The sequence below is a fragment of the Pseudomonas sp. HMSC066A08 genome (assembly GCF_001813025.1).
Classification (GTDB): domain Bacteria; phylum Pseudomonadota; class Gammaproteobacteria; order Pseudomonadales; family Pseudomonadaceae; genus Pseudomonas; species Pseudomonas aeruginosa.
Genome location: NZ_KV811299.1, coordinates 98,559 through 120,361 on the forward strand (window position 1 = coordinate 98,559; position 21,803 = coordinate 120,361).

The window sequence follows — 21,803 nt, forward strand, 5'->3', positions numbered from 1 at the left end:
CGACAAGCGACGACCACCGCCTGCGGCGGTCGACGAGTTAAACGAAAGCCGCGGTTGTCGGTCCCACTCCGCAACCGCGAGCTGCTTTGAAGAGGTTCTACCGTGGCATTGACCGTCCTAGGCCTGTCTGGCGCCGTAAGCCATGACCCGTCCGCCGCCCTGTACATCGACGGCAAGCTGGTCGCGGCCGTCGAGGAAGAGCGCTTCGTGCGCGACAAGCACGCGAAGAACCGCATGCCCTACGAATCGGCGAAGTTCTGCCTGGAGCAGGCAGGGATCGAGCCGGCCGATGTCGACGTGGTGGCGATTCCCTTCGCTCCCATCAGCATCATGGAAAAGGCCCGCTGGCACTACGCCAAGCGCTACGCCTACGCGCCGGATCGCGCGCTGGATGCGATCCTGCTCGGCAACCGCCGCTACAAGCGTTACTACAAGCGCATCGAGTGGTGCCTGCAGCAACTCGGCTTCGACCTGAAGAAAATCAAGATCCAGCCGGTCGAGCACCACCTTGCCCACGCCTCCAGCGCCTACCATTGCTCGGGGTTCAAGGAAAAGACCGCGATCCTCGGCATCGACGGCAAGGGCGAGTACGCCACCACTTTCTTCGGCTGGGGCGAAAACGGTCGGATCCACAAGATCAAGGAGTTCTACGATCCGGATTCGCTGGGCGGCCTGTACGGCGCGATCACCGAGTACCTCGGCTTCGACATGCTCGACGGTGAGTTCAAGGTCATGGGCATGGCGCCCTACGGTGACGCCAGCAAGTACGATTTCTCCCGTCTCGCCAAGTTCGAGAACGGCGAACTGGTGATCAACACCGATTATGCCAATGTCATCGGCTTCCGCCGATACAAGGAGAAAGGCAAGGGCTACTACTTCTCGCCCAAGCTGATCGAGTGGCTGGGGCCCAAGCGCGAAGGCGACATCGCCGACGATCCCTACATCCATTACGCCGCGAGCATCCAGGCGCTGTTCGAGAAGCTCGCGCTGGAGATGATGGACTACTACCTCGGCGATATCATCCGCGAGACCGGCAAGGTCGCTTTCGCCGGCGGCTGCGCGCTGAACGTCAAGCTCAACCAGAAGATCATTTCCCGCCCCGAAGTGAAGGAGCTGTTCGTCCAGCCGGCGGCCAGCGACGCCGGCACCGCGGTCGGCGCGGCGGCCTACGTGTCGCACCAGCGCGGCGTGCCGGTGGAGAAGATGGAGCACGTCTACCTCGGCCCGGAGTATTCCAACGAGGACGTCATCGCCGCCTGCGCCCGTCACGAGGCCAGGCCGCAGTGGAAGAAGATCGACAACCGCAGCCAGCGTATCGGCAGGATCCTTGCCGACGGCAACCCGGTGGCCTGGTTCCAGGGACGCATGGAGTTCGGTCCGCGTGCCCTCGGCGGCCGCTCCATTCTCGGCTGCCCGAGCGTGCCGGGCGTGGCCGACCGGATCAATGCGCAGATCAAGTTCCGCGAGCGCTGGCGGCCCTTCTGCCCGTCGATGCTGGATACCGTCGGCCCGCAGATGTTCAAGATCGACCACCCGGCCCCGTTCATGACCTTCACCTTCGAAGTCAACGAAGAGTGGAAGGAGCGAGTGCCGGAAGTGGTGCACGAGGACGGCACCTCCCGCGCCCAGGTGCTGAAGCGCGAGTACAACCCGCGCTACTACGACCTGATGAAGGAACTGGAGAACCTCACCGGCAACGGCGTGGCCCTGAACACTTCGCTCAATCGTCGCGGCGAACCGATGATCTGCTCGCCGACCGACGCCCTGAACATGTTCTTCGGCTCCGATCTGCAGTACCTGATCATGGAGGACATCCTGGTCGTGAAGGAGGGCGTGGACTGGTATGACTCGGTCGGCTGAACCTCGCGTCCTGCAGTTCTGTCACGGCTACGACGGGCCTTTCCTCGACTGTGCCCGTCAGTACGCCAGCCTGTTCGCCGGAACCCCGTACAAGGTCACCACGGTGTTCCTCACCGGGCGTTCCGATCCTGAGGTGGCGGCGCGTTGCGCCTCCGACGAGGTACTGTTCCTCGAGTACGGCTCCAGGGACATCCGTGGCCTCAAGCTGAAGGCGATCCGCGACTTGCGCGAGATCGCCCGTTCGCGCGACTTCCGCTTCTGCATCGCGCACCGCTTCAAGCCGATCTGGATCGCCAGCCTGGCCACTCGTCTGCCGATCGTTGGCGTGCACCACGCCTTCGGCGATTACCAGCGGTTGTCGCGCAAGGTCTTCGCCGGCCTGATGAGCAAGCGCCTGAGCCTGCTGGCGGTGTCCGACGCGGTGCGCGACGATATCCGCCGTTGCCTGCCGAAGTGGCCGGCGGAGCGGATCGAGACGCTCTACAACCGCATCGACGTCGCTGCGCTGCAGGCCGAGCAGGTCGAGCGCCTGAGTGCGCGCCGGCAACTGCGCCTGCCCGACGAGGCCTGGGTGGTCGGCAACGTCGGCCGCCTGCATCCGGACAAGGACCAGGCTACCCTGCTGCGCGGCTTCGCCGCCGCTCTGCCGCGCCTGCCGCAGAACAGCTTGCTGGCGATCCTCGGCAGCGGCCGCCTGGAAGAGCAGCTCAAGGACCTGGCCTGCGAACTGGGCATCGGCGAGCGCGTGCTGTTCCTCGGCCAGGTCGAAGAGGCACGGCGCTACTTCAAGGCGTTCGACGCCTTCGCCCTGAGTTCCGACCACGAGCCGTTCGGCATGGTCCTGCTGGAGGCCATGGTCGCCGGCGTACCGCTGATCGCCACCGCCTGTGGCGGCGCCCGCGAAGTGGTGGAAGGGGTCGGCATCCTCTTCCCGCTGGGCGACGAGACGGCCCTGGCCGAGGGGCTGACCCACCTGGCGGCGCTCGACCGCCGCCAGCGCGAGGCCTGTGCGCGGCTCATGCTCGAGCGCCTGGAGACACGCTTCTCCGACGCCGCGGTGCGCCGCGAATTCTGGCGCCTGCCGACGATTGCCGGCTTCGCTTCGGAGTCTGCATGCTGAACAGGTTGCGCGCCTTCCGCGAACGCGGTTGGCGCGAAGTGGATGCGCCGACCTACGCCCAGGCATGGCAGCGTTTCGGCGGCAGCGTCGCGACCCACCCGCTGGTGGTCGAACAACTCGCCGAAATGGCTGGAATCCCGGTGCGTTACCTGGGTTGGGAGAGCGCTGGCGAACTGGTTGCGGCGATCCCGACCTGGGGCCGCCACCTGGCGTTGTCCAAGGACGTGCTCAAGCGGCGCGGCAAGAAGGGCCTGTACGACCTGGGCAACGCCGAACTGATCCTGCCGGTGGCCGGCGATGCCCGCATTGCCCTCCGCCATGCGGGACGCTACCTGTCGGCGCTGCATGAGCGGAACATCGTCACGCTGCGCCCTCAGGCCGAGCAACTGGCTTTCGCCCGCGCCCCCGAGGATTTCTCCAAGAAGTTCCGCTACAACCAGCGGCGCGAAGTGCGCCTGGTGGAGGAGGCCGGTGGCCAGGTGCGCCAGGCAGACAGCTTCGCCCCGGCCGAGTTCGCCGCCATCTATCTCGAACTGTTCCAGCGTCGCTGGGGCTTCCCGGCCACCGGCGCGGAGCGCATGGCCGAGGTCTTCGAGCGGCTGCGCGAATTGCTGCGCGGCTCGGTCCTGCTGCTCAACGACCAGCCCATCGCGGTCCAGGTTCTGTATCGCGCCGAAGCGCCGGGCTGGCTCAGCGTCGAGTACATCAACGGCGGCGTCGATCCGCAGACCCGCGAGTTCAGCCCTGGCAGCGTGCTCAGTTACCTGAACACCCAGGCCGCCTGGGAGGATGCGCGAGCGCTGGGCAAGCCCCTGCGCTATTCGTTCGGTCGCGCCGACCGCGAATACAAGGATCGCTGGTGCCATCCTTCTCCGGTCTTCCAGGTCTGAAGCATGAGCGCACGCAAGCAGCAGTTGCTCAAGCGTCATCGACGCAACAAGCGGATCGGCCTACTGGTTGCGCTGGTGGCGTTGCTGGCCGTCGGCCTGCTGGTCAGCCCCTGGTTGTTGCCGATCCTCCTCGTGGCCCTGTGGGTCGCCCACGAAGCCTGGTTCGCCGATCACCTGTTCTATTCGCCGGGCGAGGACTACCGCTACCGTTTCGCGGAAGGGGTCGAGCCGCTGCCGGTACGCCTGGCGGATGGCCGTCTGCGAGTCGACGGCGAGCTGCGCGAAGGCGATACGCTGGTGCTTGGCATCGGCGTGCGCGCTGGCTGGCTGGGGCGTTTCCTCGAACCCTCGGTGCTGCTGGAAGGTGGCGCGGAGGCCGATGCCCAGGCTTTCGAACGTGGGGTGAACGGCTTGCGCTACCTGAACCTGACGGGACTGGCCGGGCCGCTGGGCGAGGGCCGGATTCGCCTGCGCGGTCGGCATTGCCGGCTGCTCGGCGAACCGACCCTGTGGCGTGCGCGTCATCCCGACTACCGTGATCGGCGGGTGATGGTCATCGCTCCGCATGCCGACGACGCCGAGCTGGCCGCCTTCGGCCTCTACAGCCAGGCACGCGAGGCCTGGATCGTGACCCTCACCGCCGGCGAGATCGAAACCGAGCATTACCGCCGCATGGGCCTCGACGGAGTAGCTGCGGCACGCCTGAAGGGCCGCCTGCGCGCCTGGGATAGCCAGGCCGTGCCGATGTGGGGTGGGGTGCCGGCCGAGCGCTGCGTGCAACTGGGTTATTTCTGCCTGCAATTGCCTGCCATGCAGGCGAACCCGGGCGAGGTGGTGCCGTCCCGTGAGGCCGATCTCGCCGATATCCGTCCGTTCCGCCAGTTCAATCGCCTGCGCCTGGCCAGCGATGCCGACGGCCTGTCGACCTGGAACAATCTGCTGGCCGATCTCCGCGAGCTGATCCTGCTGGCACGTCCCGAGGTCATCGTCCTGCCTCACCCGCATTTCGATCCGCACCCGGACCATGTCCGCGCCCAGGAGGCCGTGCGCGAGGCGCTCCAGGGGCTGGACTGGCAGCCGCAGGCATTGTTGCACTATGCCAATCACCTGCACGACAACGACCGCTGGCCGATGGGCGATGCGCACATGGGGGTCAGCCTGCCGCCGCTGACGGAAGAATGCCCGCCGTTGCTGCCATGGACGCTGGCGCTGGAGCGCACGCGCCAGGTGGACAAGGCCATGGCCTTGGGCATGATGCACGACCTGCAACCCAGGCCGCCGTTCAAGCGCCGTCTGCGCCGCCGTCTGCAGGGCTGGCTCGCCGGGCGTTGCTGGCCGGCATACGGCGAGGACGAGTTCATGCGCAAGGCGGTGCGTCGGCACGAGTTGTTCTGGGTGGAGTCGCTGGACGGGGAGGCGTGATGCTTGGGTCGAGCGCTCGGCAAGGTTCGAGCCGCCATGCTGCTTCGGAGCAGCCGCGAGGATGAAGGTCTGATGAAAGTTCTGTTTCTGGTCCAGAAAGAGCAGCGGGCGATCCTGGATCGTCTGTACGATGGCATCGCCGCCCATTGCGAGTGCGATACCCGCTGGCTGAGCAGCGAGGAGCAGGCCGACCTGCGCGGCTACTTCCGCAAGCACGTGGATGTCTCGCGCTACGACCGTATCCTGTTCTTCCTCCGCTTCAAGAAGGAAATGCGCCAGGTCCGCTTCATCCGCAGCGTGCCCAACCTGGTGATCCTCGAGCACGATGCCTACCAGAACTACATTCCCTGCAAGTACACCGGCAAGTTCAGCGCCCATTACCGGCGCCTGCCCTGGGCACGAGTGATCAGTTCGGGCCATACGGTCAGCGAACGCCTGCGCCAGGAGGGATTCGACGCGGTATTCGTGCCCAAGGGCTACGATCAGACCCTGTTGCATGACCTGGGCCTGGCGCGCGATATCGAGCTGGGCTTCGTCGGCAGTACCGGCAGCGTGGCCTACAGTGGACGCAAGGCGCTGCTCGACGAGTTGGGCGGAGTCGAGAACCTGCTGGTGACCAAGACCAAGTCCGGCGAGGAGTACCTGCGCACGCTCAACCGCATCCGTTTCTTCGTCAGCGCGGATGTCGGCATGGGCGAATACATGATCAAGAATTTCGAGGCGATGGCCTGCGGTTGCGTACTGCTGGCCTACGACCAGGGCGAGCGGGAAAACGAGGCCTTGGGTTTCCGCGACATGGAGAATATCGTGCTGTATCGCTCGGTGGCGGACATCCAGGAAAAGCTCGCGATCCTGCGCCTCGATACGGTCCTCGCCGAGCGGATCGCGCGAAGCGGCCAGGCGCTGGCCATCGAACGATTCAGCTTCGCCGCTGTCGGTCAGAGTATCGTCGAGGCCATGCGGCCCGCGTTGCGCGAGCCGGAGCGTCCCGGATGGCTGGAGAAGACCTGGCGACGTATTTTTACCTGAGAGTGGCAGCCGAAAAGAGCTGGGGCTTCAGGCGTGTTTGCTATTGTTCAGCTTGTTTTTCCGGGCTGGGGGGAGGTGTAGGACCGATGAAGATCGCAGGATCGCTCATGCATGTCTGGCGCTTTGAATGGGGACGTGAAGGACAGGTAAGGTTGTAGCTATGGCGCTCGTCGATGATGGTTCGCAGCCATTGGTTTCCGTGATCATCGCTTCCTATAACCACGAAAAGTATATAGAAGCGAGCATCGCCAGCGTGGCTGCGCAGACATACCGCAACGTGGAACTGCTGGTGGTGGACGATGGTTCCAGCGATGGCAGCGTCGAGCTTTTGCGCGGGCTCCAGGCGAAGTACGGCTTCGACCTCAGGGTCCAGCAGAACCAGGGACTGTCGAGAACGCTCAACGAGGCGATCGCCCGGGCCCGGGGAAATCTCATCGTGCCTTTCGGTTCGGACGACATCATGTTGCCGCAACGCCTGGAGAAACAGGTGGCACACATGTGGGACAAGCCCGAGGTAGGTATCTGCGCGGGCAATATCGAGATCATCGACTCCAATGGCCGGGTCATGCCGGGAAAGGAGCAGCGCAAACGCGACCTGCCTTTCCGCCGCCTCGACTTCGATGACCTGTTCCTGGACCGCAAGCCGGGCCCGATGGCGCCCACCCTGATGTTCCGGCGGGAAGCCCTGGAGAAGGTCGGCGGTTTCGATCCGGACATACGCCTGGAAGATGTCTACATCGAACTGGCGGTGACCAAGGCTGGCTACGTCATCGACATTCTTGGCGAGGTCCTCGCCCAGTACCGCAAGCATCCCACCAATACGTACAAGAACGCCCGTTTCATGGTGGACAACGTATTCAAGACGTACAGCCAGTTCAGCGATCACCCCGATTACGAGCAGGTGATCATGCGCTTCCGCAATTCGATGTTCCTCAAGTGCTCGAACCGGGACAAGGTGCTGGCCCGGGAGCTGCTCTCCGGCTTGCCGCTGAAGTACTGGAACGAGAAGACCTTTCGCGGCATTGCGCGGCTGTTTTTTTCCTGACCGCTGATATCGCCGCGCTCAAGGCGCGGCGATATCCTCACCAGGTCTGCTGGCGGCGAACCTTTGCTGGATCCACAGCGCATACAGCAGCGCCATGGGAATCCAGATCAGGAACCAGTGTTCCTTGGGACGGGGCAGGAAGGCGTTGCCCTCCGTGAGTCCGGCTGCCAGGCCGAACACCAGCCAGGTCGAGGCTAGCAGAACGGCTGGAGACTTCCGGTTTTTCCAGGAGAAGGCGAAGGCCAGGGCGTAGATCGCCACCCACAGCAGGAGCCCGATGATCCCTCCAGCGAAAAGCACACCCAGTTCGATGTTGTGCGGGTCGGCGAGCAGCATGCCGTTGCTCAGGACGATTCGCATCGGATGATCGTAGCCGTGGCCGAGCCATGGATGCTCGCTGATCTGGCGTAGGGCGTCGGCCCAGATTTCCGGGCGGAACGATGCCCCTCTCTGGGTGATCACTTCCGGGTACAGGATGTAGCACAGTAGCGCTCCAGCCAGGGCGAGTGCCAGGGCGATGAGGGCTTTTTTCCTGTCTCCGGCCAGGACCAGCCACATAAGGGCCGCTGTGAGCCCTACCAGGGGAGTACGTGAACCGGTCGCGATGAGAAGGCCGCCGAGCAGCGCCAGAGAAATCAGTGGCAAGGGGGCCAGGATGGGGCGGGATTGCATCCAATAGGTCAGCCAGAGTGCCGTGAAGGCGCCATAGACATGGGCACTCAGTAATGGGTTATAGAGTGCGCCATAACCGGTAAGGCGCAGCGGGTTGGCGTCCCAGTAGTATTGCAGCAAGGTGGCTGCCGCGGAGATCACCGCGCCAAGGGCTGCCAGCCAGGTCGCGGTCTTGAGGCGGAGGGGAGCTTCGAGCGCCAGGATGGCGGCGCAGAAGAACAGGAGGGCGATGTACAGGGGGCGCTTGAGCAGCGAGCCGGTGGAGTTCTCGGGCGCCGACCAGGACAGGCTCAGCATCATGTAGCTGCTGAAGGCGAGGAAGGCGATGAACAGCGGCGAGCCCGTTAGCGGGCGAAGCAGACGCGGTTGCAGTATCACGTACAGCAGCGTCGGTGCCGCCAGGAGGATATAGAAAAGGCGATGGTAGTCGGAGCGGTCGCCGACCCAGAACATTCCGGTGAGCAGGGCCAGCCAGCCCAGCGGCAGGATCCAGTGGCTGAGGATGCGGCTGGTATCGTGGCGAAGACGGGTCAGTCGGGTAGCTGCGAACATTCCTTGCTCAATCCAGTTGCAGTTGCTTGAGGAGCTGCTCGAGTGTCCAGTGGACCTGGCTGCTGCGGAGATAGGCCTTGAGCACCAGGTGCTCGCTGTCGTCGAGGAACCAGGTTCGATCCTGTTCGTAGCGCAGCAGGTGCTTGAAATTGCGAATGCGCTGGGCGGCGCTGAGCGCCGAGCGTTGGACCCGTAGGTCGGCGATGTCGATCAGGCCCATCCGGCCTTCCGGCGTGCGCACCACGTTGCCCAGGTGCAGCGAGCGGAAGTACACCCCCTTGGCGTGCAGCGCGGCGATCAGCTCGCCCAGTTGCGTCCGGACTGTGTCGCCGCACTCCGGGTCGTTGCGGTCGAGTTGGCGGAGGGTCTGCCCCGGTAGCGGCTCGTAGTGCACCGCGTCGCGCTGGATATGTGGAATCCGCAATACGTCCAGCACCTTCGGGCAAACGATGCCGCGCCGCGCCAGTTCGCTGGCGTTGCGGGCGAAGCGCTCCGCATAGGGGAACAGGGCTGCGGAGGAAATCAGGCGCTTGCGGCGAAACAGCTTGAGGAAGGACCCGTCGCGCAGACGCAGAACCTTGTCCCCATGACCATCGGCTTCCAGCACTTCTGCGTTGTCACGCAACTGCAAGTAGGAGGGGTAGTCTATGACTCGCATGCGAGCTCCTGAACGAACGGCCCGCCATCTTACCCCAACACGCCTTCCAGGCGGAGTGATGGAGGTCCTGTGCTACACTCCGGGACCTTTTCAGCATGTAAGAAACCATGAGCGATAGTCCTCAGAATCCCGGACCTTCCAGTCTCAAGATCTATTTCCGCCTGTTGGGCTACGTGAAGCCCTACATCGGAATGTTCCTGCTCAGCATCGTCGGTTTCCTGATCTTCGCGTCGACCCAGCCGATGCTGGCGGGCATCCTCAAGTATTTCGTCGACGGCCTCTCCAATCCTGACGCGGCATTGTTTCCGAATGTGCAGTGGCCCTGGTTGCGCGACCTGCACCTGGTCTACGCGGTGCCGTTGCTGATCATCCTGATCGCTGCCTGGCAGGGGCTGGGCTCGTTCCTCGGCAACTTCTTCCTGGCCAAGGTTTCCCTGGGGCTGGTGCATGACCTGCGGGTCGCCCTGTTCAACAAGCTGCTGGTGCTGCCGAACCGCTATTTCGACACGCACAGCTCCGGCCACCTGATCTCGCGCATCACCTTCAACGTGACCATGGTCACCGGAGCGGCCACGGATGCCATCAAGGTGGTGATCCGTGAGGGCCTGACCGTGGTCTTCCTGTTCCTCTACCTGCTGTGGATGAACTGGAAGCTGACCCTGGTGATGCTGGCGATCCTGCCGGTCATCGCGGTGATGGTGACTACCGCCAGCCGCAAGTTCCGCAAGCAGAGCAAGAAGATCCAGGTGGCCATGGGCGACGTCACCCACGTCGCCTCGGAAACCATCCAGGGCTACCGGGTGGTGCGCAGCTTCGGCGGCGAAGCCTATGAAGAGAAGCGCTTCCTCGACGCCAGCCAGAGCAATACCGACAAGCAGTTGCGGATGACCAAGACCGGCGCGGTCTACACGCCGATGCTGCAATTGGTGATCTATGTCGCCATGGCGATACTGATGTTCCTCGTGCTGTGGCTGCGCGGGGACGCCTCGGCCGGCGACCTAGTGGCCTATATCACCGCGGCGGGCCTGTTGCCCAAGCCGATCCGCCAGCTTTCCGAGGTCAGTTCCACGGTCCAGCGCGGCGTCGCCGGCGCCGAGAGCATCTTCGAGCAGCTCGACGAAGCGGCGGAGGAAGACCAGGGTGCCGTCGAGAAGGAGCGGGTCAGCGGGCGCCTGGAAGTGCGCAACCTGAGCTTCCGTTATCCCGGAACCGACAAGCAGGTGCTGGATGACATCAGTTTCGTCGCCGAGCCCGGGCAGATGATCGCCCTGGTCGGCCGTTCCGGTAGCGGCAAATCGACCCTGGCCAACCTGGTTCCGCGCTTTTACCAGCACAGTGATGGCAAAATCCTGCTTGATGGCGTTGAAGTCGAGGATTATCGCCTGCGCAACCTGCGCCGCCACATCGCCCTGGTGACCCAGCAGGTCACGCTGTTCAACGACAGCGTGGCCAACAACATCGCCTACGGCGACCTGGCTGGCGCGCCGCGCGAGGAAATCGAGCGGGCGGCGAAGGCTGCCAACGCCAAGGAATTCATCGACAACCTGCCGCAAGGCTTCGACACCGAGGTCGGCGAGAATGGCGTGCTGCTTTCCGGCGGCCAGCGCCAGCGTCTGGCGATCGCCCGGGCGCTGCTCAAGGACGCGCCCCTGCTGATCCTCGACGAGGCGACCTCGGCGCTGGACACCGAGTCGGAGCGGCATATCCAGGCGGCGCTGGACGAAGTGATGAAAGGGCGCACCACCCTGGTGATCGCCCACCGCCTGTCGACCATCGAGAAGGCCGACCTGATCCTGGTGATGGACCAGGGGCAGATCGTCGAGCGCGGCAGCCACGCCGAGCTGCTGGCGCAGAACGGCCACTATGCGCGGCTGCACGCGATGGGACTGGATGAGCAGGCGCCGGCGCCTGTCGGCTGATAAACTGGGCGTCTGCCCCGAGAGGTTGTTTGGAGTTCCCATGAAGTTGTCCATGCCCCGTTTCGACCAGGCCCCGGTGTTGGTGGTCGGTGATGTGATGCTCGACCGCTACTGGCATGGCGCGACTTCGCGCATTTCGCCGGAGGCCCCGGTGCCGGTGGTCCGCGTCGAACAGCACGAGGACCGCCCCGGCGGTGCCGCCAACGTCGCGCTGAACATCGCCGCGCTGGGTGCGCAGGCCTTGCTGGTCGGCGTCACCGGCCGCGACGAGGCCGCCGACAGCCTGGCCAACAGCCTCAAGGCCGCTGGGGTGGACGCGCGCTTCCAGCGCATCGACAGCCAGCCGACCATCGTCAAGCTGCGGGTCATGAGTCGCCACCAGCAGCTGCTGCGGGTCGACTTCGAGGAGCCGTTCCGCACCGACGCGGCGGCCCTGGCCGTGGACGTCGAGTCGCTGCTGGCCAAGGTCAAGGTGCTGGTGCTGTCCGACTACGGCAAGGGCGCGCTACAGAACCACCAGGTGCTGATCCAGGCGGCGCGGGCGCGCAACATTCCGGTACTGGCCGATCCCAAGGGCAAGGACTTCGCCATCTATCGCGGCGCCAGCCTGATCACCCCGAACCTGTCCGAATTCGAGACCATCGTCGGCCGTTGCGCCGACGAAGCCGAGCTGGTCGCCAAGGGCCAGGCGCTGATGAGCGAACTCGACCTCGGCGCCTTGCTGGTGACCCGCGGCGAGCATGGCATGACCCTGCTCCGCCATGGCCAGCCGGCCCTGCACCTGCCGGCGCGGGCGCGGGAAGTGTTCGACGTCACCGGTGCCGGCGATACGGTCATCTCCACCCTGGCCGCGGCGCTTGCCGCCGGTGAGGAGCTGCCGTCCGCGGTGGGCCTGGCCAACCTGGCCGCCGGCATCGTGGTCGGCAAGCTGGGTACCGCGGCGATCAGCGCGCCCGAACTGCGTCGCGCGGTGCAGCGCGAGCAGGGTTCCGAGCGTGGCGTGCTGGGCCTGGAGCAATTGCTGCTGGCAATCGAAGACGCCCGCGCCCACGGCGAGAAGATCGTCTTCACCAATGGCTGCTTCGACATCCTTCACGCCGGCCACGTGACCTACCTCGAACAGGCGCGCGCCCAGGGCGACCGCCTGATCGTCGGGGTCAACGACGACGCCTCGGTCACTCGCCTGAAGGGCGTTGGCCGGCCGATCAACTCGGTGGACCGGCGCATGGCGGTACTCGCCGGGCTCGGCGCGGTGGACTGGGTGGTGAGCTTCGCCGAAGACACTCCCGAGCGCCTGCTCGAGCAGGTGCGTCCGGACGTGCTGGTCAAGGGCGGCGATTACGGCGTCGAGCAGGTGGTCGGCGCGCAGATCGTCAAGGCCTACGGCGGCGAGGTACGGGTGCTCGGCCTGGTGGAGAACAGCTCCACCACCGCCATCGTCGAGAAGATCCGCCAGAAAGGCTGAGCCTTTCCCCGGCCGGTTGCCCCTGGCGGATGACTGGCTGGCCTGACAACTCCCTTCGGCGAGACGGTCATAGGCGCTGCCCGTGCGGCGGCGCATGATCCGGGCATCCCATCCTGCGTGGAGCAAGATGCCCATGAGCACCGATGTACAGGGCCGTGCCCTGGCTGTACTGAACCGTGTCGCCCAGGCCGACTGGCCGGATCGCTTCAATCTTCGCAAACCCTTCGAGAAACTGCTCTACAGCGGCAGCCGTACCGGCTTCCGCCTGGCCAGCGAGCGTTCGGCGAAGCAGGCGAAGGGACCGCGCAAGGCCGATCCGGACGGGTTGTTCGACCTGTCGTTCTCCGACGACCAGCAGATGCTGGTGGACATGCTCGAAGGCTTCGCCCTGGAGGTGCTGCGTCCGCTGGCTCATGACGCGGATGCCGAGGCCAGCCTGCCGGCGGAACTGCTCAACCAGGCGCTGGAGCTGGGCCTGACCCACTATGGGGTCGGCGAGGTGCACGGCGGCATGGCCGGTGAGCGCACCACGGTGACCACGGCCCTTATCGCCGAGGCCCTGGCCAAGGGCGACCTGTCGCTGGCGGCGGCCCTGCTGGTGCCGTTGTCGGCGGCCAACTGCATCCGCCGCTGGGGCAGCCCCTCGCAGCAGGCGCAGTGGCTGCCGGCGTTCGTCAGCGAAGAGGGGGCGCCGCTCACCGCCATCGCGGTCAACGAGCCGAGTCTGCTGTTCGACCCGCAGAAACTGGCGACCCGCGCCCGGCGCAAGGGCAGTCACTACCTGCTTTCCGGAGAGAAATGCCTGGTCCTGCGCGGCCTGGAAGCCAGCCGCCTGATCGTCGCGGCGAAGACCGACGAGGGGCCTGCGCTGTTCCTGGTGGAAGCCTCCGCCAAGGGCGTCGAGCGACGTGCCGAGCCGGCGATGGGACTGAAGGCCGGCGGCACCGCCCGGTTGCGCCTGAAGAGCGTCAAGGTGCCGGCGGACAACCGCCTGGCCGCCGCGCATTTCGACTACCGGGCCTTCCTCGATCACGCGGCCCTGGCCTGGTGTGCCCTGGCGCTGGGCACCGGGCAGGCGGCGCTGGACTACGTGATCGCCTACTGCAACGAGCGCGAGGCCTTCGGCGAGCCGATCAGCCATCGCCAGGGGGTCGCCTTCATGGTCGCCGACATCGCCATCGAACTGGACGCCATGCGCCTGATGGTCTGGCGCGCCTGCGCCCTGGCCGAGCGCGGCCAGCCGTTCCAGCGCGAGGCTTACCTGGCGCGCCTGCTGTGCGCCGAGAAGGCAATGAAGATCGGCACCGACGCGGTGCAACTGCTCGGCGGCCACGGCTTCACCAAGGAGCATCCGGCCGAACGCTGGTACCGCGACCTGCGCGCGGTAGCGCTGATGGCCGGCGGCCTGCACCTGTGAACCCGAGCGAGTGCGCGGCCCGCCGCGACGAGTGAACGAGGAACCGACATGTACCTGGAAACCCCGAAGAAATTCCGCAGCCTGGCCAACCAGGCGCATCAGGTCGCGGAAAACTATTTCCGGCCGATCTCGCGCAAGTACGACAAGGCCGAACACGCCTATCCGAAGGAACTGGACCTGCTCGCGGCCTTGCTGGACGGCATGAACAGCGGCTCGCCCGAGGCTGTCGGCGCGACCTCGGCGAGCAAGCGCGCCGGCAAGCAGGTAGAGGAGGGCATCAAGAACGGCGGCAACCTGTCGGCGTTGCTCGGCGTGATGGAACTGTGCTGGGGCGACGTCGGCCTGCTCCTGGCCATGCCGCGCCAGGGGTTGGGCAACGCGGCGATCGCCGCGGTGGCCAACGAGGAGCAGTTGCAGCGCTTCGGCGGCACCTGGGCGGCGATGGCGATCACCGAGCCGGGCTGCGGCTCGGACTCGGCGGCGATCCGCACCACCGCGACCCAGGATGGCGACCACTATGTGCTGAACGGCGAGAAGATTTTCGTCACTTCCGGCGAGCGGGCCGACGCCGTGGTGGTCTGGGCGACCCTGAACCGCAACCTGGGGCGGGCGGCGATCAAGTCCTTCGTGGTCGAGAAGGGCACGCCGGGGATGACCGTGACGCGCCTGGAGAAGAAGCTCGGGATCAAGGCTTCGGATACCGCTTCGATCAGTTTCAATGATTGCCGGGTGCCGGCCGCGAACCTGCTGGGCAACGCCGAGGTCGACGTGCAGAAGGGGTTCGCCGGGGTCATGGAGACCTTCGACAATACCCGCCCGCTGGTGGCCGGCATGGCCGTCGGGGTGGCCAAGGCGGCGCTGGACCGGACCCGCGAATTGCTGAAGAAGGCTGGCTGCAAGTTCGACTACAGAAAGCCGCTGCTCACCGTCAGCCACGCCGAGGCTACTCTGTATCGCCTGGAGGCGGAGTGGGAGGCAGCCCGCCTGTTGACCCTGAAGGCGGCATGGATGGCCGACAACAAGCTGCCCAACTCGAAGGAAGCGTCCATCGCCAAGGCCAAGGCTGGACGGGTGGCCAACGAGATCACCCTGAAGTGTGTGGAGCTGGCCGGCGCCCTCGGCTACGCCGAGGATGAACTGTTGGAGAAGTGGGCGCGGGACTCGAAGATCCTCGACATCTTCGAGGGCACCCAGCAGATCCAACTGCTCATCGTCGCCCGCCGCCTGCTCGGCAAGTCTTCCAGCCAGTTGAAGTAGAAAGGGCGGCAAAGCCCGCCCGGTTCAGGCGCTGGCGCGGTCGCGCCCACCGCCGGCCTGGTCGCCATCGCTGGATGGCCACAGCGCCAGCCAGTCGCGGAAACGGATGCGTTCCTCATGCACCAGCCAGCCGTCCTGTACGGCAAAGCTCTCGGCCAACCACAGGCCGCGGGTGGCCGCAGGGCGCAACTGGCCCTTGCGCAGGGTGAACAGATCGCCGGTGGGGCGCCCCTGGTCCAGCGGCAGCAGGTAGAGATCGGGGCGTCGACGGTCCAGGCGCGCCACCAGCGGACCGCTCTCGAGCCGCTCGTCGACATGGTAGAGGCTCGGCTCGCGCGCATCGCGCGGCAGCTCCAGGCGCATGTCGTAGACCAGTTGCAGCGAGGCCGTGGGCAGGTGTACGTAGGCGCGCGGGCGCTCCAGCAAGCGCAGGCTGCCGGCTTGTACCGGACGGGCGGCGCCGGACAGCGGGGTGAGGACGAAGTGGCTGTTCTCCCGGTAGCGCAGCGAACCCTGGTAGGGGGTCGGCAGCCAGGTGTCGCCGAAGCGCCCGCCGAGCCAGCCGCCGGCGGTCTCCACCAGGCATTCCTCGGCGACTTCCTGGATCGCCGTGAGCAACGGCAGGTTCAGTTCGTGGGCCGGTACGTAGCCGGAGATCAGCTTGAGCACGGTATCGCCGCGGTCCAGCCGGCGCTGACGGACCAGCACCCAGTAGTCGCGGCCCTGCCAGTTCAGGGTCAAGCGCACCGAGACCCCCAGGTTGGCCAACTCGGCGACGAAGCGCTGCGGGTCGGCTACCTCCATGCGGCGGCGGCGTACGAGCATCTGCTGGAAGTTCAGCGGCAGGCCGAGGGCCTGGTAGACCAGCCCGTCCGGGGAGGCCTCCACCAGCAGCGGCAGGGTCTTGAAGGCGGACGGATCCTTGCGGGCGAGCATACGGGGCATACGGGGCTCCTTGTCGGGTCATCGCGCCGGGGCGGGACGGAGGCTCACGTTCGATGCACCGGCCACCGGAGGCGAGGGCGGCAGGCAGGATACGGCTCGTTCGGGAGGAACATGGCAGCGGAATGCACCGCGGGTGTCAACCCGCGGTTGTTGCAGCCGATGTATGGTTCAGGCCTTTTTCAGGGCTTGCGCGGCCATCGCGACATTATGGGCCAGGTGCAGCGGATTGATCGTGCCGACGATGGCGGCGGCGACGCCCGGCTGGTCGAAGACCAGTTCGAAGCTGGCGCGCACCGGGTCCTGTCCGGCGCCCAGGCAGGCATGCCCGCTGGCCAGTGCCTTCTTCACCAGGATGCCCTTGGCATGGGCCGCGGCGTACTCGATGACCGGGCGCTCGGCGCGCTCGTTCAGGTTGTAGGTGACCATCGCGCAATCGCCCTCGCGCAGGGCGCGCAGGCCACCTTCGACGGTCTTGCCGGAGAGTCCGTAGGCGCCGATCAGGCCCTCGCGCTTGAGCGCGGCGAGGGTCGGGTAGACCTCGCTGTTCTCGAGGATATCCAGGTCGTTGCCATCGGAATGCACCAGCACCAGCTCGATCCGGTCGGTCTCCAGGCGCTTCAGGCTGCGTTCGACGGAGCGCCGGGTATGCGCGGCGGAGAAGTCGAAGACTGACTGGCCGTCGACGAACTCTTCGCCGACCTTGCTGACGATCACCCAATGCTCGCGCTGGCCGCGCAGCAGCGGGCCGAGGCGTTCCTCGCTGCGGCCGTAGGCCGGGGCGGTGTCGATCAGGTTGATGCCGAGGTCGCGGGCCAGGGCCAGCAGGTCGGCGGCTTCGCGGTCGTCGGGGATGGTGAAGCCGGAAGGGTACTTCACTCCCTGGTCGCGGCCGAACTTGACGGTGCCCAGGCCCAGCGGCGAAACGGCCAGGCCGGTGTCGCCCAGCGGGCGGTGCAGGTCGTGGAGGGTATCCCTGATCATGCGAAGGCTACCTCCCAGGCCGGTTCGGCGAGCGGCGGACGCGGCAGTTGCGGCAGCGCGGCATGTTCGCTGGGGCGGATGCCGTCTTCTTCCAGGCGGGCGCAGACCCGGTCGGCGAAGTCAGGGGCCAGCGCCAGCTTGGTCGGCCAGCCGACCAGCAGGCGTCCCTGTTCGGCGAGGAAGGCGTTGTCCGGGCGCAACAGGTTGGACTGTGCCGGCTCGGCGCGATCCACCCGCAAGGTGGCCCACTGCGCCTGGCCGAGGTCGATCCAGGGCAGCAGCTTTGCCAGTTCGCGACGCGCTTCGGCGATCTGCGCGGCTTCGTCGCGGGCCACGCCATCGGCTTCGGCGATGGCGCCGCCGAGGTACCAGACCGACTGGCCGTCGCGGGTCGGATGGGTGGTCACGGTGATCCGTGGCTTCGGCCCGGCCCCCAGGCAGTGGGCGTACAGCGGTTTCAGGGTTGCCGCCTTGACCATCACCATGTGCAGCGGCCGCCGCTGCATGGCCGGTTGTTCCAGGCCCAGTTCGCGGAGCAGCGCCTCGTTGCCGGCACCGGCGCTGAGCACCACGCGCTGGGCACGGATCTCGCGGCCGTCGACGCGCAGGCCGGCCAGTTCCCGGCCTTCGCGCAGCGGTTCGATGCGCTCGCCGGCGAGCAGGCTGTCGCCGGCCAGTTCCGCCAGGCGGCGAATCAGGTCGGGGACGTCGAAGACGATTTCCGTGAGGCGGTAGGCCTTGCCCTTGAACCCCTTGTCGCGCAGCGCCGGAGGCAAATCTTCGCCCTTGGCCTGCTCGACCCGGCTGCGCACCGCCTTGCTGGCGAAGAAGCTGGTAAGGCTGCCGGCCAGGCCGCCCGGCGACCACAGGTAGTGCGCCTCGGAAAGCAGGCGCACGCCCCGCAGGTCGAGTTCGCCGTCGCTGCCGAGACAGGCGCGCCAGCGCCGCGGCATGTCGGCGATGGCTTCGGAGGCGCCGGTCAGGGCGCCATGCAGGGCGTACTTGGCGCCGCTGTGGATGATCCCCTGCGACTTCACGCTCTGTCCGCCGCCGAGGCTGGCGCTTTCCACCAGCACGGTGGCGTAGCCGGCCCGGCGCAAGCGGGCGTTCAGCCAGAGGCCGGCGATACCGCCGCCAACGATGAGGATGTCGGTGGAAAGGGCTTGGGGCATTGGGGCTGCCTTATCGGATACGGAAAGGGCGCAGTATACAACCTGCGCCCTCGACGGTCGTTCAGTGCCCGGAAGCGCGGGAGAACAACTGGATCACCAGCACGCCGGCGATGATCAGGCCGATGCCGAGAAGGGCGGCGAGGTCCAGGCGCTGGCCGTAGACGAACATCGCCACCAGGCTGACCAGGACGATGCCCAGTCCGGACCAGATGGCGTAGACCACGCCGACCGGCAGGGTGCGCATGACCAGCACGAGCATGCTGAAGGCGAGCACGTAGCCGCCCACCACCAGCAGCAACGGCAGTGGCTTGCTGAATCCGGCGACGGCTTTCAGCGAGGTGGTGGCGACCACTTCGGCGGCGATGGCGATGGCGAGGTAGAGATAGTTGGTCATGGCGGGGGCCTCCGGAAACTGCGGCCATTCTAGGGAGCCGGCGGATGGGATAAAGTCGTTACCTATCTTTATTGGAGATAGGTCATGCAGTGGAACCTGGAGCAGATCCGCCTGTTCGTCAGCGTCGCCGAGCGCCAGTCGTTCTCTGCCGCCGCCCGCGAACTGAAGCGGGTGCAATCGGCGGTGAGCAACGGCATCGCGCTGCTGGAGGCGGACCTCGGCGTCACCCTGTTCGAACGCAGTAGCGGACGCCAGCCGCGCCTGACCGACGAGGGCCGGGTGCTGCTGGCGGAGGCGCGCGAGGTGTTGCGCCAGTGCGAGCGCCTGCAGGGGCGCGCGCTGGGGCTGGCGCGCGGCGAGGAGCCGCGGCTGCGCCTGGCCCAGGACGAGGCGATGCCCTACCAGCCGGTGCTGGACAGCCTGGAAGCGCTGGCGCAGCGCTTTCCCAGGCTGGAGGTGCAGGTGTCCAGCGGCGGCCAGGGCGACGTGACCCGCCGTTTGCTCGAGGAGCAGGCTGACCTCGGCCTGCTGTTCCACCATGAGCGCATGCCTGAGTCGCTGGAGCGGCGGCGCCTCGGCAGCGTCGAGATGGTTACGGTGTGCGGTGCCGCCCACCCACTGGCCGGGCTGCAACGGGTCAGTCGCCGCGAGCTGGCACAGCACCGGCAACTTTTGATCGTGCCCCAGCAAAGCGGCTATCCGGGCGGCGAGCAGATCAGCCCGCAGGTCTGGCGGCTGGACAGCTTCTATTCCATGGCCGAGCTGCTGATGCGCAACCTCGGCTGGGCCTGGCTGCCGCGGCACGTGGTGCAGTACCCCACCTACGATCGGCTGATGGTGGAGCTGACCAGCGACTGGACGCCGCCGTCGCTGGTGGTCGAACTGGTCTGGCGGCGCAACGAGGTGCTCGGCCCGGCGGCGGCCTGGCTCGGCGAAACCTTCACCCGCCACCTGCGCGCCATCGGCTGAGCCGGTCGGCGGGAGTTTTGCTAAGCTGCGCGCCCATGAACCGTACCCTCTATACCCTGCTGTTCCACCTCGGCTTGCCGCTGGTGGCGTTGCGCCTGTGGTGGCGCGCGCGCCAGGCGCCGGCCTATGCCAAGCGCATCGGCGAGCGTTTTTCCCTGTCCTTGCCCGAGGTGCCGCCCGGCGGCATCTGGGTGCACGCCGTCTCGGTGGGCGAGAGCATCGCCGCCGCGCCGATGGTGCGGGCGCTGCTGGAGCGCCATCCGCAACTGCCGGTCACCGTCACCTGCATGACCCCGACCGGCTCGGAGCGCATCCGCGCATTGTTCGGCGAGCAGGTTCGGCACTGCTACCTGCCCTACGACCTGCCCTGGGCGGCGGCGCGCTTCCTCGACCGGGTGCGGCCGCGCCTGGCGGTGATCATGGAAACCGAGCTGTGGCCCAACCATATCCATGCCTGCGCCGTGCGCGGGATCCCGGTGGCGCTGGCCAATGCGCGCCTGTCCGAGCGCTCGGCGCGTGGCTACGCGCGCTTCGCCGGGCTGACCCGGCCGATGCTCGCCGAGCTGTCCTGGATCGCCGTGCAGACCGAGGCCGAGGCCGAGCGCTTCCGTCGTCTTGGCGCGCGTCCGGAGTGCGTCAGCGTTACCGGCTCGATCAAGTTCGACCTGCGCATCGACCCGCAACTGCCGCTGGCCGCTGCCGCCCTGCGCGAGGAATGGGGCGCGACGGCGCGACCGCTGTGGATCGCCGCCAGCACCCATGCCGGCGAGGACGAGATCGTCCTGGCAGCCCACCGGCGCCTGTTGGAAACGCGTCCCGACGCGCTGCTGATCCTGGTGCCGCGCCATCCGGAACGCTTCGCCGGCGTCCACGAGCTATGCCGCCGCGAAGGCTTCGCCACGGTCCGGCGCTCCGGCGGCGAGACGGTGGCACGCGCGACCCAGGTGCTGCTCGGCGATACCATGGGCGAACTGCTGTTCCTCTATGCCCTGGCCGACATCGCTTTCGTCGGCGGCAGCCTGGTGCCCAACGGCGGGCACAACCTGCTGGAGCCGGCGGCCCTGGGCAAGCCGGTGTTCGCCGGGCCGCACCTGTTCAACTTCCTCGACATCGCCGCGCAATTGCGCGACGCCGGGGCGCTGTTCGAGGTGACGGATGCCGGCGAGCTGTGCGACGGCCTCGCGCGCCTATGGGCGCAGCCGCAGGTCGCAACGGCCATGGCCACTGCCGGAGAGAAAGTGCTGCGCAACAACCAGGGCGCCCTGGAGCGGCTGCTGGCGGGGCTGGCGCGATTGCTCGGGCGCGGCGGGTAGCGCGCGCCGCGCCGGCCCTCCCCTGGCCCTGCATCGCGACAGGGCGTTTCAGAATGTCGGCGGGGTGATCACCCAGAGCACCAGGGTATCGCTGTCGCCCGGGTTGCCGTAGCGATGCGGTTCCTGGCTGGAGTAGCTGAAGCTGTCGCCCTCGCGGAGCTGGAAATGGCGGTCGCCGACCCAGAGTTCGAAGATCCCGCCGAGGATGTAGCCGGCTTCCTCGCCCTCGTGGCTATAGCTCTGCTGGCTATAGGTGCCCGGCGGGAAGCGCGAGTGGAGGATCTCCAACTGGCGGCTGGGCTGCGGGGTGAGCAGTTCGTCGATGATGCCGTCTTCGTAATGCACGCTCATGCGCGTGTTGCGCCGCACCACGTAGCCGGCGTCCGCCGGGTGCACCGCGGCCTCGCTGGCGAAGAACCACTGGATGGTCACGCCGAGGCTGCGGGCGATGTTGAACAGCGCCGGAATCGACGGATACGCCAGGTTGCGTTCCAGTTGGCTGATGTAGCCGGCGGTGAGTTCGCTCTGTGCGGCCAGCTCGGCCAGGGTCAGGCCGCGGCGCTTGCGCAGGCCGCGGATGCGGGTGCCGAGGAAGTGCGTTTCGCTGCGCGGCGTGTCGGTGGCGTCCGGCGGTGACGGGCGGGGCATGCGGCGGGGTCCTGGCTGCGTTTGCGGCATTCTAGGGGCTGGGCCGGGACCCGTCGAGGGAGCCGCGGCCGCGCC

General features: G+C 66.8%; 19 protein-coding genes. 12 read left to right on the forward strand and 7 right to left on the reverse strand.

What is annotated here, in order from left to right; genetic code table 11:
- The first annotated feature begins 102 nt into the window (after window positions 1-102).
- The 6 genes from HMPREF2886_RS14245 (at window position 103) to wapR (ending at window position 7,366) form a co-directional block, all read left to right on the forward strand.
- Window positions 103-1,860, forward strand: coding sequence for a carbamoyltransferase family protein (locus HMPREF2886_RS14245; protein ID WP_033967806.1), 1,758 nt, complete (start codon window positions 103-105; stop codon window positions 1,858-1,860).
- Window positions 1,844-2,980 carry a glycosyltransferase gene (locus HMPREF2886_RS14250; protein WP_003109898.1) on the forward strand — a complete coding sequence of 379 codons (1,137 nt, stop codon included), beginning with the start codon at window positions 1,844-1,846 and terminating at the stop codon, window positions 2,978-2,980. The genes HMPREF2886_RS14245 and HMPREF2886_RS14250 overlap by 17 nt, the downstream gene beginning before the upstream one ends.
- Entirely contained in the window at window positions 2,974-3,870 is an 897-nt protein-coding gene (locus tag HMPREF2886_RS14255; protein WP_033967808.1) for an antimicrobial resistance protein Mig-14, read from the forward strand. The genes HMPREF2886_RS14250 and HMPREF2886_RS14255 overlap by 7 nt, the downstream gene beginning before the upstream one ends.
- Before the next feature lie 3 nt (window positions 3,871-3,873).
- Window positions 3,874-5,292, forward strand: a complete 1,419-nt coding sequence (locus HMPREF2886_RS14260; protein WP_033967810.1) for a PIG-L deacetylase family protein — start codon at window positions 3,874-3,876, stop codon at window positions 5,290-5,292.
- A gap of 72 nt (window positions 5,293-5,364) precedes the next feature.
- Window positions 5,365-6,321, forward strand: a complete 957-nt coding sequence (locus HMPREF2886_RS14265) for a glycosyltransferase family protein (protein ID WP_033977084.1) — start codon at window positions 5,365-5,367, stop codon at window positions 6,319-6,321.
- 160 nt (window positions 6,322-6,481) lie between these two features.
- Window positions 6,482-7,366 (forward strand): alpha-1,3-rhamnosyltransferase, encoded by an 885-nt coding sequence (wapR, locus tag HMPREF2886_RS14270; RefSeq protein WP_003116152.1) that lies wholly within the window; start codon window positions 6,482-6,484, stop codon window positions 7,364-7,366.
- 18 nt (window positions 7,367-7,384) lie between these two features.
- Here wapR and waaL read toward each other — a convergent pair whose 3' ends face one another.
- Both waaL and HMPREF2886_RS14280 read right to left on the reverse strand, forming a co-directional pair.
- Complete coding sequence (waaL, locus tag HMPREF2886_RS14275; protein ID WP_033977012.1) at window positions 7,385-8,590, reverse strand: O-antigen ligase WaaL; 1,206 nt, start codon at window positions 8,588-8,590, stop codon at window positions 7,385-7,387.
- Between the two features lie 7 nt (window positions 8,591-8,597).
- Complete coding sequence (locus tag HMPREF2886_RS14280; RefSeq protein ID WP_003109893.1) at window positions 8,598-9,248, reverse strand: BUD32 family EKC/KEOPS complex subunit; 651 nt, start codon at window positions 9,246-9,248, stop codon at window positions 8,598-8,600.
- Window positions 9,249-9,355: 107 nt separating this feature from the next.
- Here HMPREF2886_RS14280 and msbA point away from each other — a divergent pair, with 107 nt between their 5' ends.
- The 4 genes from msbA to HMPREF2886_RS14300 all read left to right on the forward strand — a co-directional run bounded on the left by msbA (window position 9,356) and on the right by HMPREF2886_RS14300 (window position 15,306).
- Window positions 9,356-11,167 carry a lipid A export permease/ATP-binding protein MsbA gene (gene msbA / locus HMPREF2886_RS14285; protein WP_033967815.1) on the forward strand — a complete coding sequence of 604 codons (1,812 nt, stop codon included), beginning with the start codon at window positions 9,356-9,358 and terminating at the stop codon, window positions 11,165-11,167.
- 40 nt (window positions 11,168-11,207) lie between these two features.
- The gene (hldE, locus tag HMPREF2886_RS14290) at window positions 11,208-12,632 is read left to right on the forward strand and encodes a bifunctional D-glycero-beta-D-manno-heptose-7-phosphate kinase/D-glycero-beta-D-manno-heptose 1-phosphate adenylyltransferase HldE (protein WP_003095747.1); all 1,425 of its coding nucleotides are present in this window, start codon (window positions 11,208-11,210) and stop codon (window positions 12,630-12,632) included.
- A 127-nt stretch (window positions 12,633-12,759) separates the two neighbouring features.
- Window positions 12,760-14,049 (forward strand): acyl-CoA dehydrogenase family protein, encoded by a 1,290-nt coding sequence (locus HMPREF2886_RS14295; protein ID WP_073648667.1) that lies wholly within the window; start codon window positions 12,760-12,762, stop codon window positions 14,047-14,049.
- A gap of 48 nt (window positions 14,050-14,097) precedes the next feature.
- Entirely contained in the window at window positions 14,098-15,306 is a 1,209-nt protein-coding gene (locus tag HMPREF2886_RS14300) for an acyl-CoA dehydrogenase family protein (RefSeq protein ID WP_003095742.1), read from the forward strand.
- Between the two features lie 24 nt (window positions 15,307-15,330).
- Here HMPREF2886_RS14300 and HMPREF2886_RS14305 read toward each other — a convergent pair whose 3' ends face one another.
- The 4 genes from HMPREF2886_RS14305 to HMPREF2886_RS14320 form a co-directional block, all read right to left on the reverse strand.
- Window positions 15,331-16,251 (reverse strand): hypothetical protein, encoded by a 921-nt coding sequence (locus tag HMPREF2886_RS14305; protein ID WP_057389114.1) that lies wholly within the window; start codon window positions 16,249-16,251, stop codon window positions 15,331-15,333.
- Between the two features lie 168 nt (window positions 16,252-16,419).
- A complete protein-coding gene (locus tag HMPREF2886_RS14310) occupies window positions 16,420-17,232 on the reverse strand; it encodes an aldo/keto reductase (RefSeq protein ID WP_003114541.1) in 813 nt (270 codons plus the stop codon).
- Window positions 17,229-18,404: an NAD(P)/FAD-dependent oxidoreductase gene (locus HMPREF2886_RS14315; protein WP_033967821.1), complete on the reverse strand. Its 1,176-nt coding sequence runs from the start codon at window positions 18,402-18,404 to the stop codon at window positions 17,229-17,231. Before HMPREF2886_RS14315 ends, HMPREF2886_RS14310 begins: the two co-directional genes overlap by 4 nt.
- Window positions 18,405-18,465: 61 nt before the next feature.
- On the reverse strand, window positions 18,466-18,798 hold the full coding sequence (locus HMPREF2886_RS14320; protein ID WP_033967822.1) for a DMT family transporter: 333 nt from the start codon (window positions 18,796-18,798) through the stop codon (window positions 18,466-18,468).
- Window positions 18,799-18,882: 84 nt separating this feature from the next.
- On the opposite strand from HMPREF2886_RS14320, the gene HMPREF2886_RS14325 reads away from it, so the two are divergent.
- Together HMPREF2886_RS14325 and waaA are read left to right on the forward strand one after the other, a co-directional pair.
- Window positions 18,883-19,767, forward strand: a complete 885-nt coding sequence (locus tag HMPREF2886_RS14325; RefSeq protein WP_033967824.1) for a LysR family transcriptional regulator — start codon at window positions 18,883-18,885, stop codon at window positions 19,765-19,767.
- A gap of 35 nt (window positions 19,768-19,802) precedes the next feature.
- A complete protein-coding gene (gene waaA, locus HMPREF2886_RS14330) occupies window positions 19,803-21,080 on the forward strand; it encodes a lipid IV(A) 3-deoxy-D-manno-octulosonic acid transferase (RefSeq protein ID WP_057389116.1) in 1,278 nt (425 codons plus the stop codon).
- Between the two features lie 48 nt (window positions 21,081-21,128).
- On the opposite strand, the gene HMPREF2886_RS14335 is transcribed toward waaA, so the two are convergent.
- Window positions 21,129-21,728 (reverse strand): helix-turn-helix domain-containing protein, encoded by a 600-nt coding sequence (locus HMPREF2886_RS14335; protein WP_070747668.1) that lies wholly within the window; start codon window positions 21,726-21,728, stop codon window positions 21,129-21,131.
- Window positions 21,729-21,803: the final 75 nt, after the last annotated feature.

What these genes read in the sequence shown, in the direction of transcription:
- HMPREF2886_RS14250 (WP_003109898.1), top strand. Translation starts at nt 1,844, where the DNA reads ATGACTCGGTCGGCTGAACCTCGCGTCCTGCAGTTCTGTCACGGCTAC.
- HMPREF2886_RS14255 (WP_033967808.1), top strand. Translation starts at nt 2,974, where the DNA reads ATGCTGAACAGGTTGCGCGCCTTCCGCGAACGCGGTTGGCGCGAAGTG.
- HMPREF2886_RS14260 (WP_033967810.1), top strand. Translation starts at nt 3,874, where the DNA reads ATGAGCGCACGCAAGCAGCAGTTGCTCAAGCGTCATCGACGCAACAAG.
- HMPREF2886_RS14265 (WP_033977084.1), top strand. Translation starts at nt 5,365, where the DNA reads ATGAAAGTTCTGTTTCTGGTCCAGAAAGAGCAGCGGGCGATCCTGGAT.
- wapR (WP_003116152.1), top strand. Translation starts at nt 6,482, where the DNA reads ATGGCGCTCGTCGATGATGGTTCGCAGCCATTGGTTTCCGTGATCATC.
- waaL (WP_033977012.1), bottom strand. Translation starts at nt 8,590, where the DNA reads ATGTTCGCAGCTACCCGACTGACCCGTCTTCGCCACGATACCAGCCGC.
- HMPREF2886_RS14280 (WP_003109893.1), bottom strand. Translation starts at nt 9,248, where the DNA reads ATGCGAGTCATAGACTACCCCTCCTACTTGCAGTTGCGTGACAACGCA.
- msbA (WP_033967815.1), top strand. Translation starts at nt 9,356, where the DNA reads ATGAGCGATAGTCCTCAGAATCCCGGACCTTCCAGTCTCAAGATCTAT.
- hldE (WP_003095747.1), top strand. Translation starts at nt 11,208, where the DNA reads ATGAAGTTGTCCATGCCCCGTTTCGACCAGGCCCCGGTGTTGGTGGTC.
- HMPREF2886_RS14295 (WP_073648667.1), top strand. Translation starts at nt 12,760, where the DNA reads ATGCCCATGAGCACCGATGTACAGGGCCGTGCCCTGGCTGTACTGAAC.
- HMPREF2886_RS14300 (WP_003095742.1), top strand. Translation starts at nt 14,098, where the DNA reads ATGTACCTGGAAACCCCGAAGAAATTCCGCAGCCTGGCCAACCAGGCG.
- HMPREF2886_RS14305 (WP_057389114.1), bottom strand. Translation starts at nt 16,251, where the DNA reads ATGCCCCGTATGCTCGCCCGCAAGGATCCGTCCGCCTTCAAGACCCTG.
- HMPREF2886_RS14310 (WP_003114541.1), bottom strand. Translation starts at nt 17,232, where the DNA reads ATGATCAGGGATACCCTCCACGACCTGCACCGCCCGCTGGGCGACACC.
- HMPREF2886_RS14315 (WP_033967821.1), bottom strand. Translation starts at nt 18,404, where the DNA reads ATGCCCCAAGCCCTTTCCACCGACATCCTCATCGTTGGCGGCGGTATC.
- HMPREF2886_RS14320 (WP_033967822.1), bottom strand. Translation starts at nt 18,798, where the DNA reads ATGACCAACTATCTCTACCTCGCCATCGCCATCGCCGCCGAAGTGGTC.
- HMPREF2886_RS14325 (WP_033967824.1), top strand. Translation starts at nt 18,883, where the DNA reads ATGCAGTGGAACCTGGAGCAGATCCGCCTGTTCGTCAGCGTCGCCGAG.
- waaA (WP_057389116.1), top strand. Translation starts at nt 19,803, where the DNA reads ATGAACCGTACCCTCTATACCCTGCTGTTCCACCTCGGCTTGCCGCTG.
- HMPREF2886_RS14335 (WP_070747668.1), bottom strand. Translation starts at nt 21,728, where the DNA reads ATGCCCCGCCCGTCACCGCCGGACGCCACCGACACGCCGCGCAGCGAA.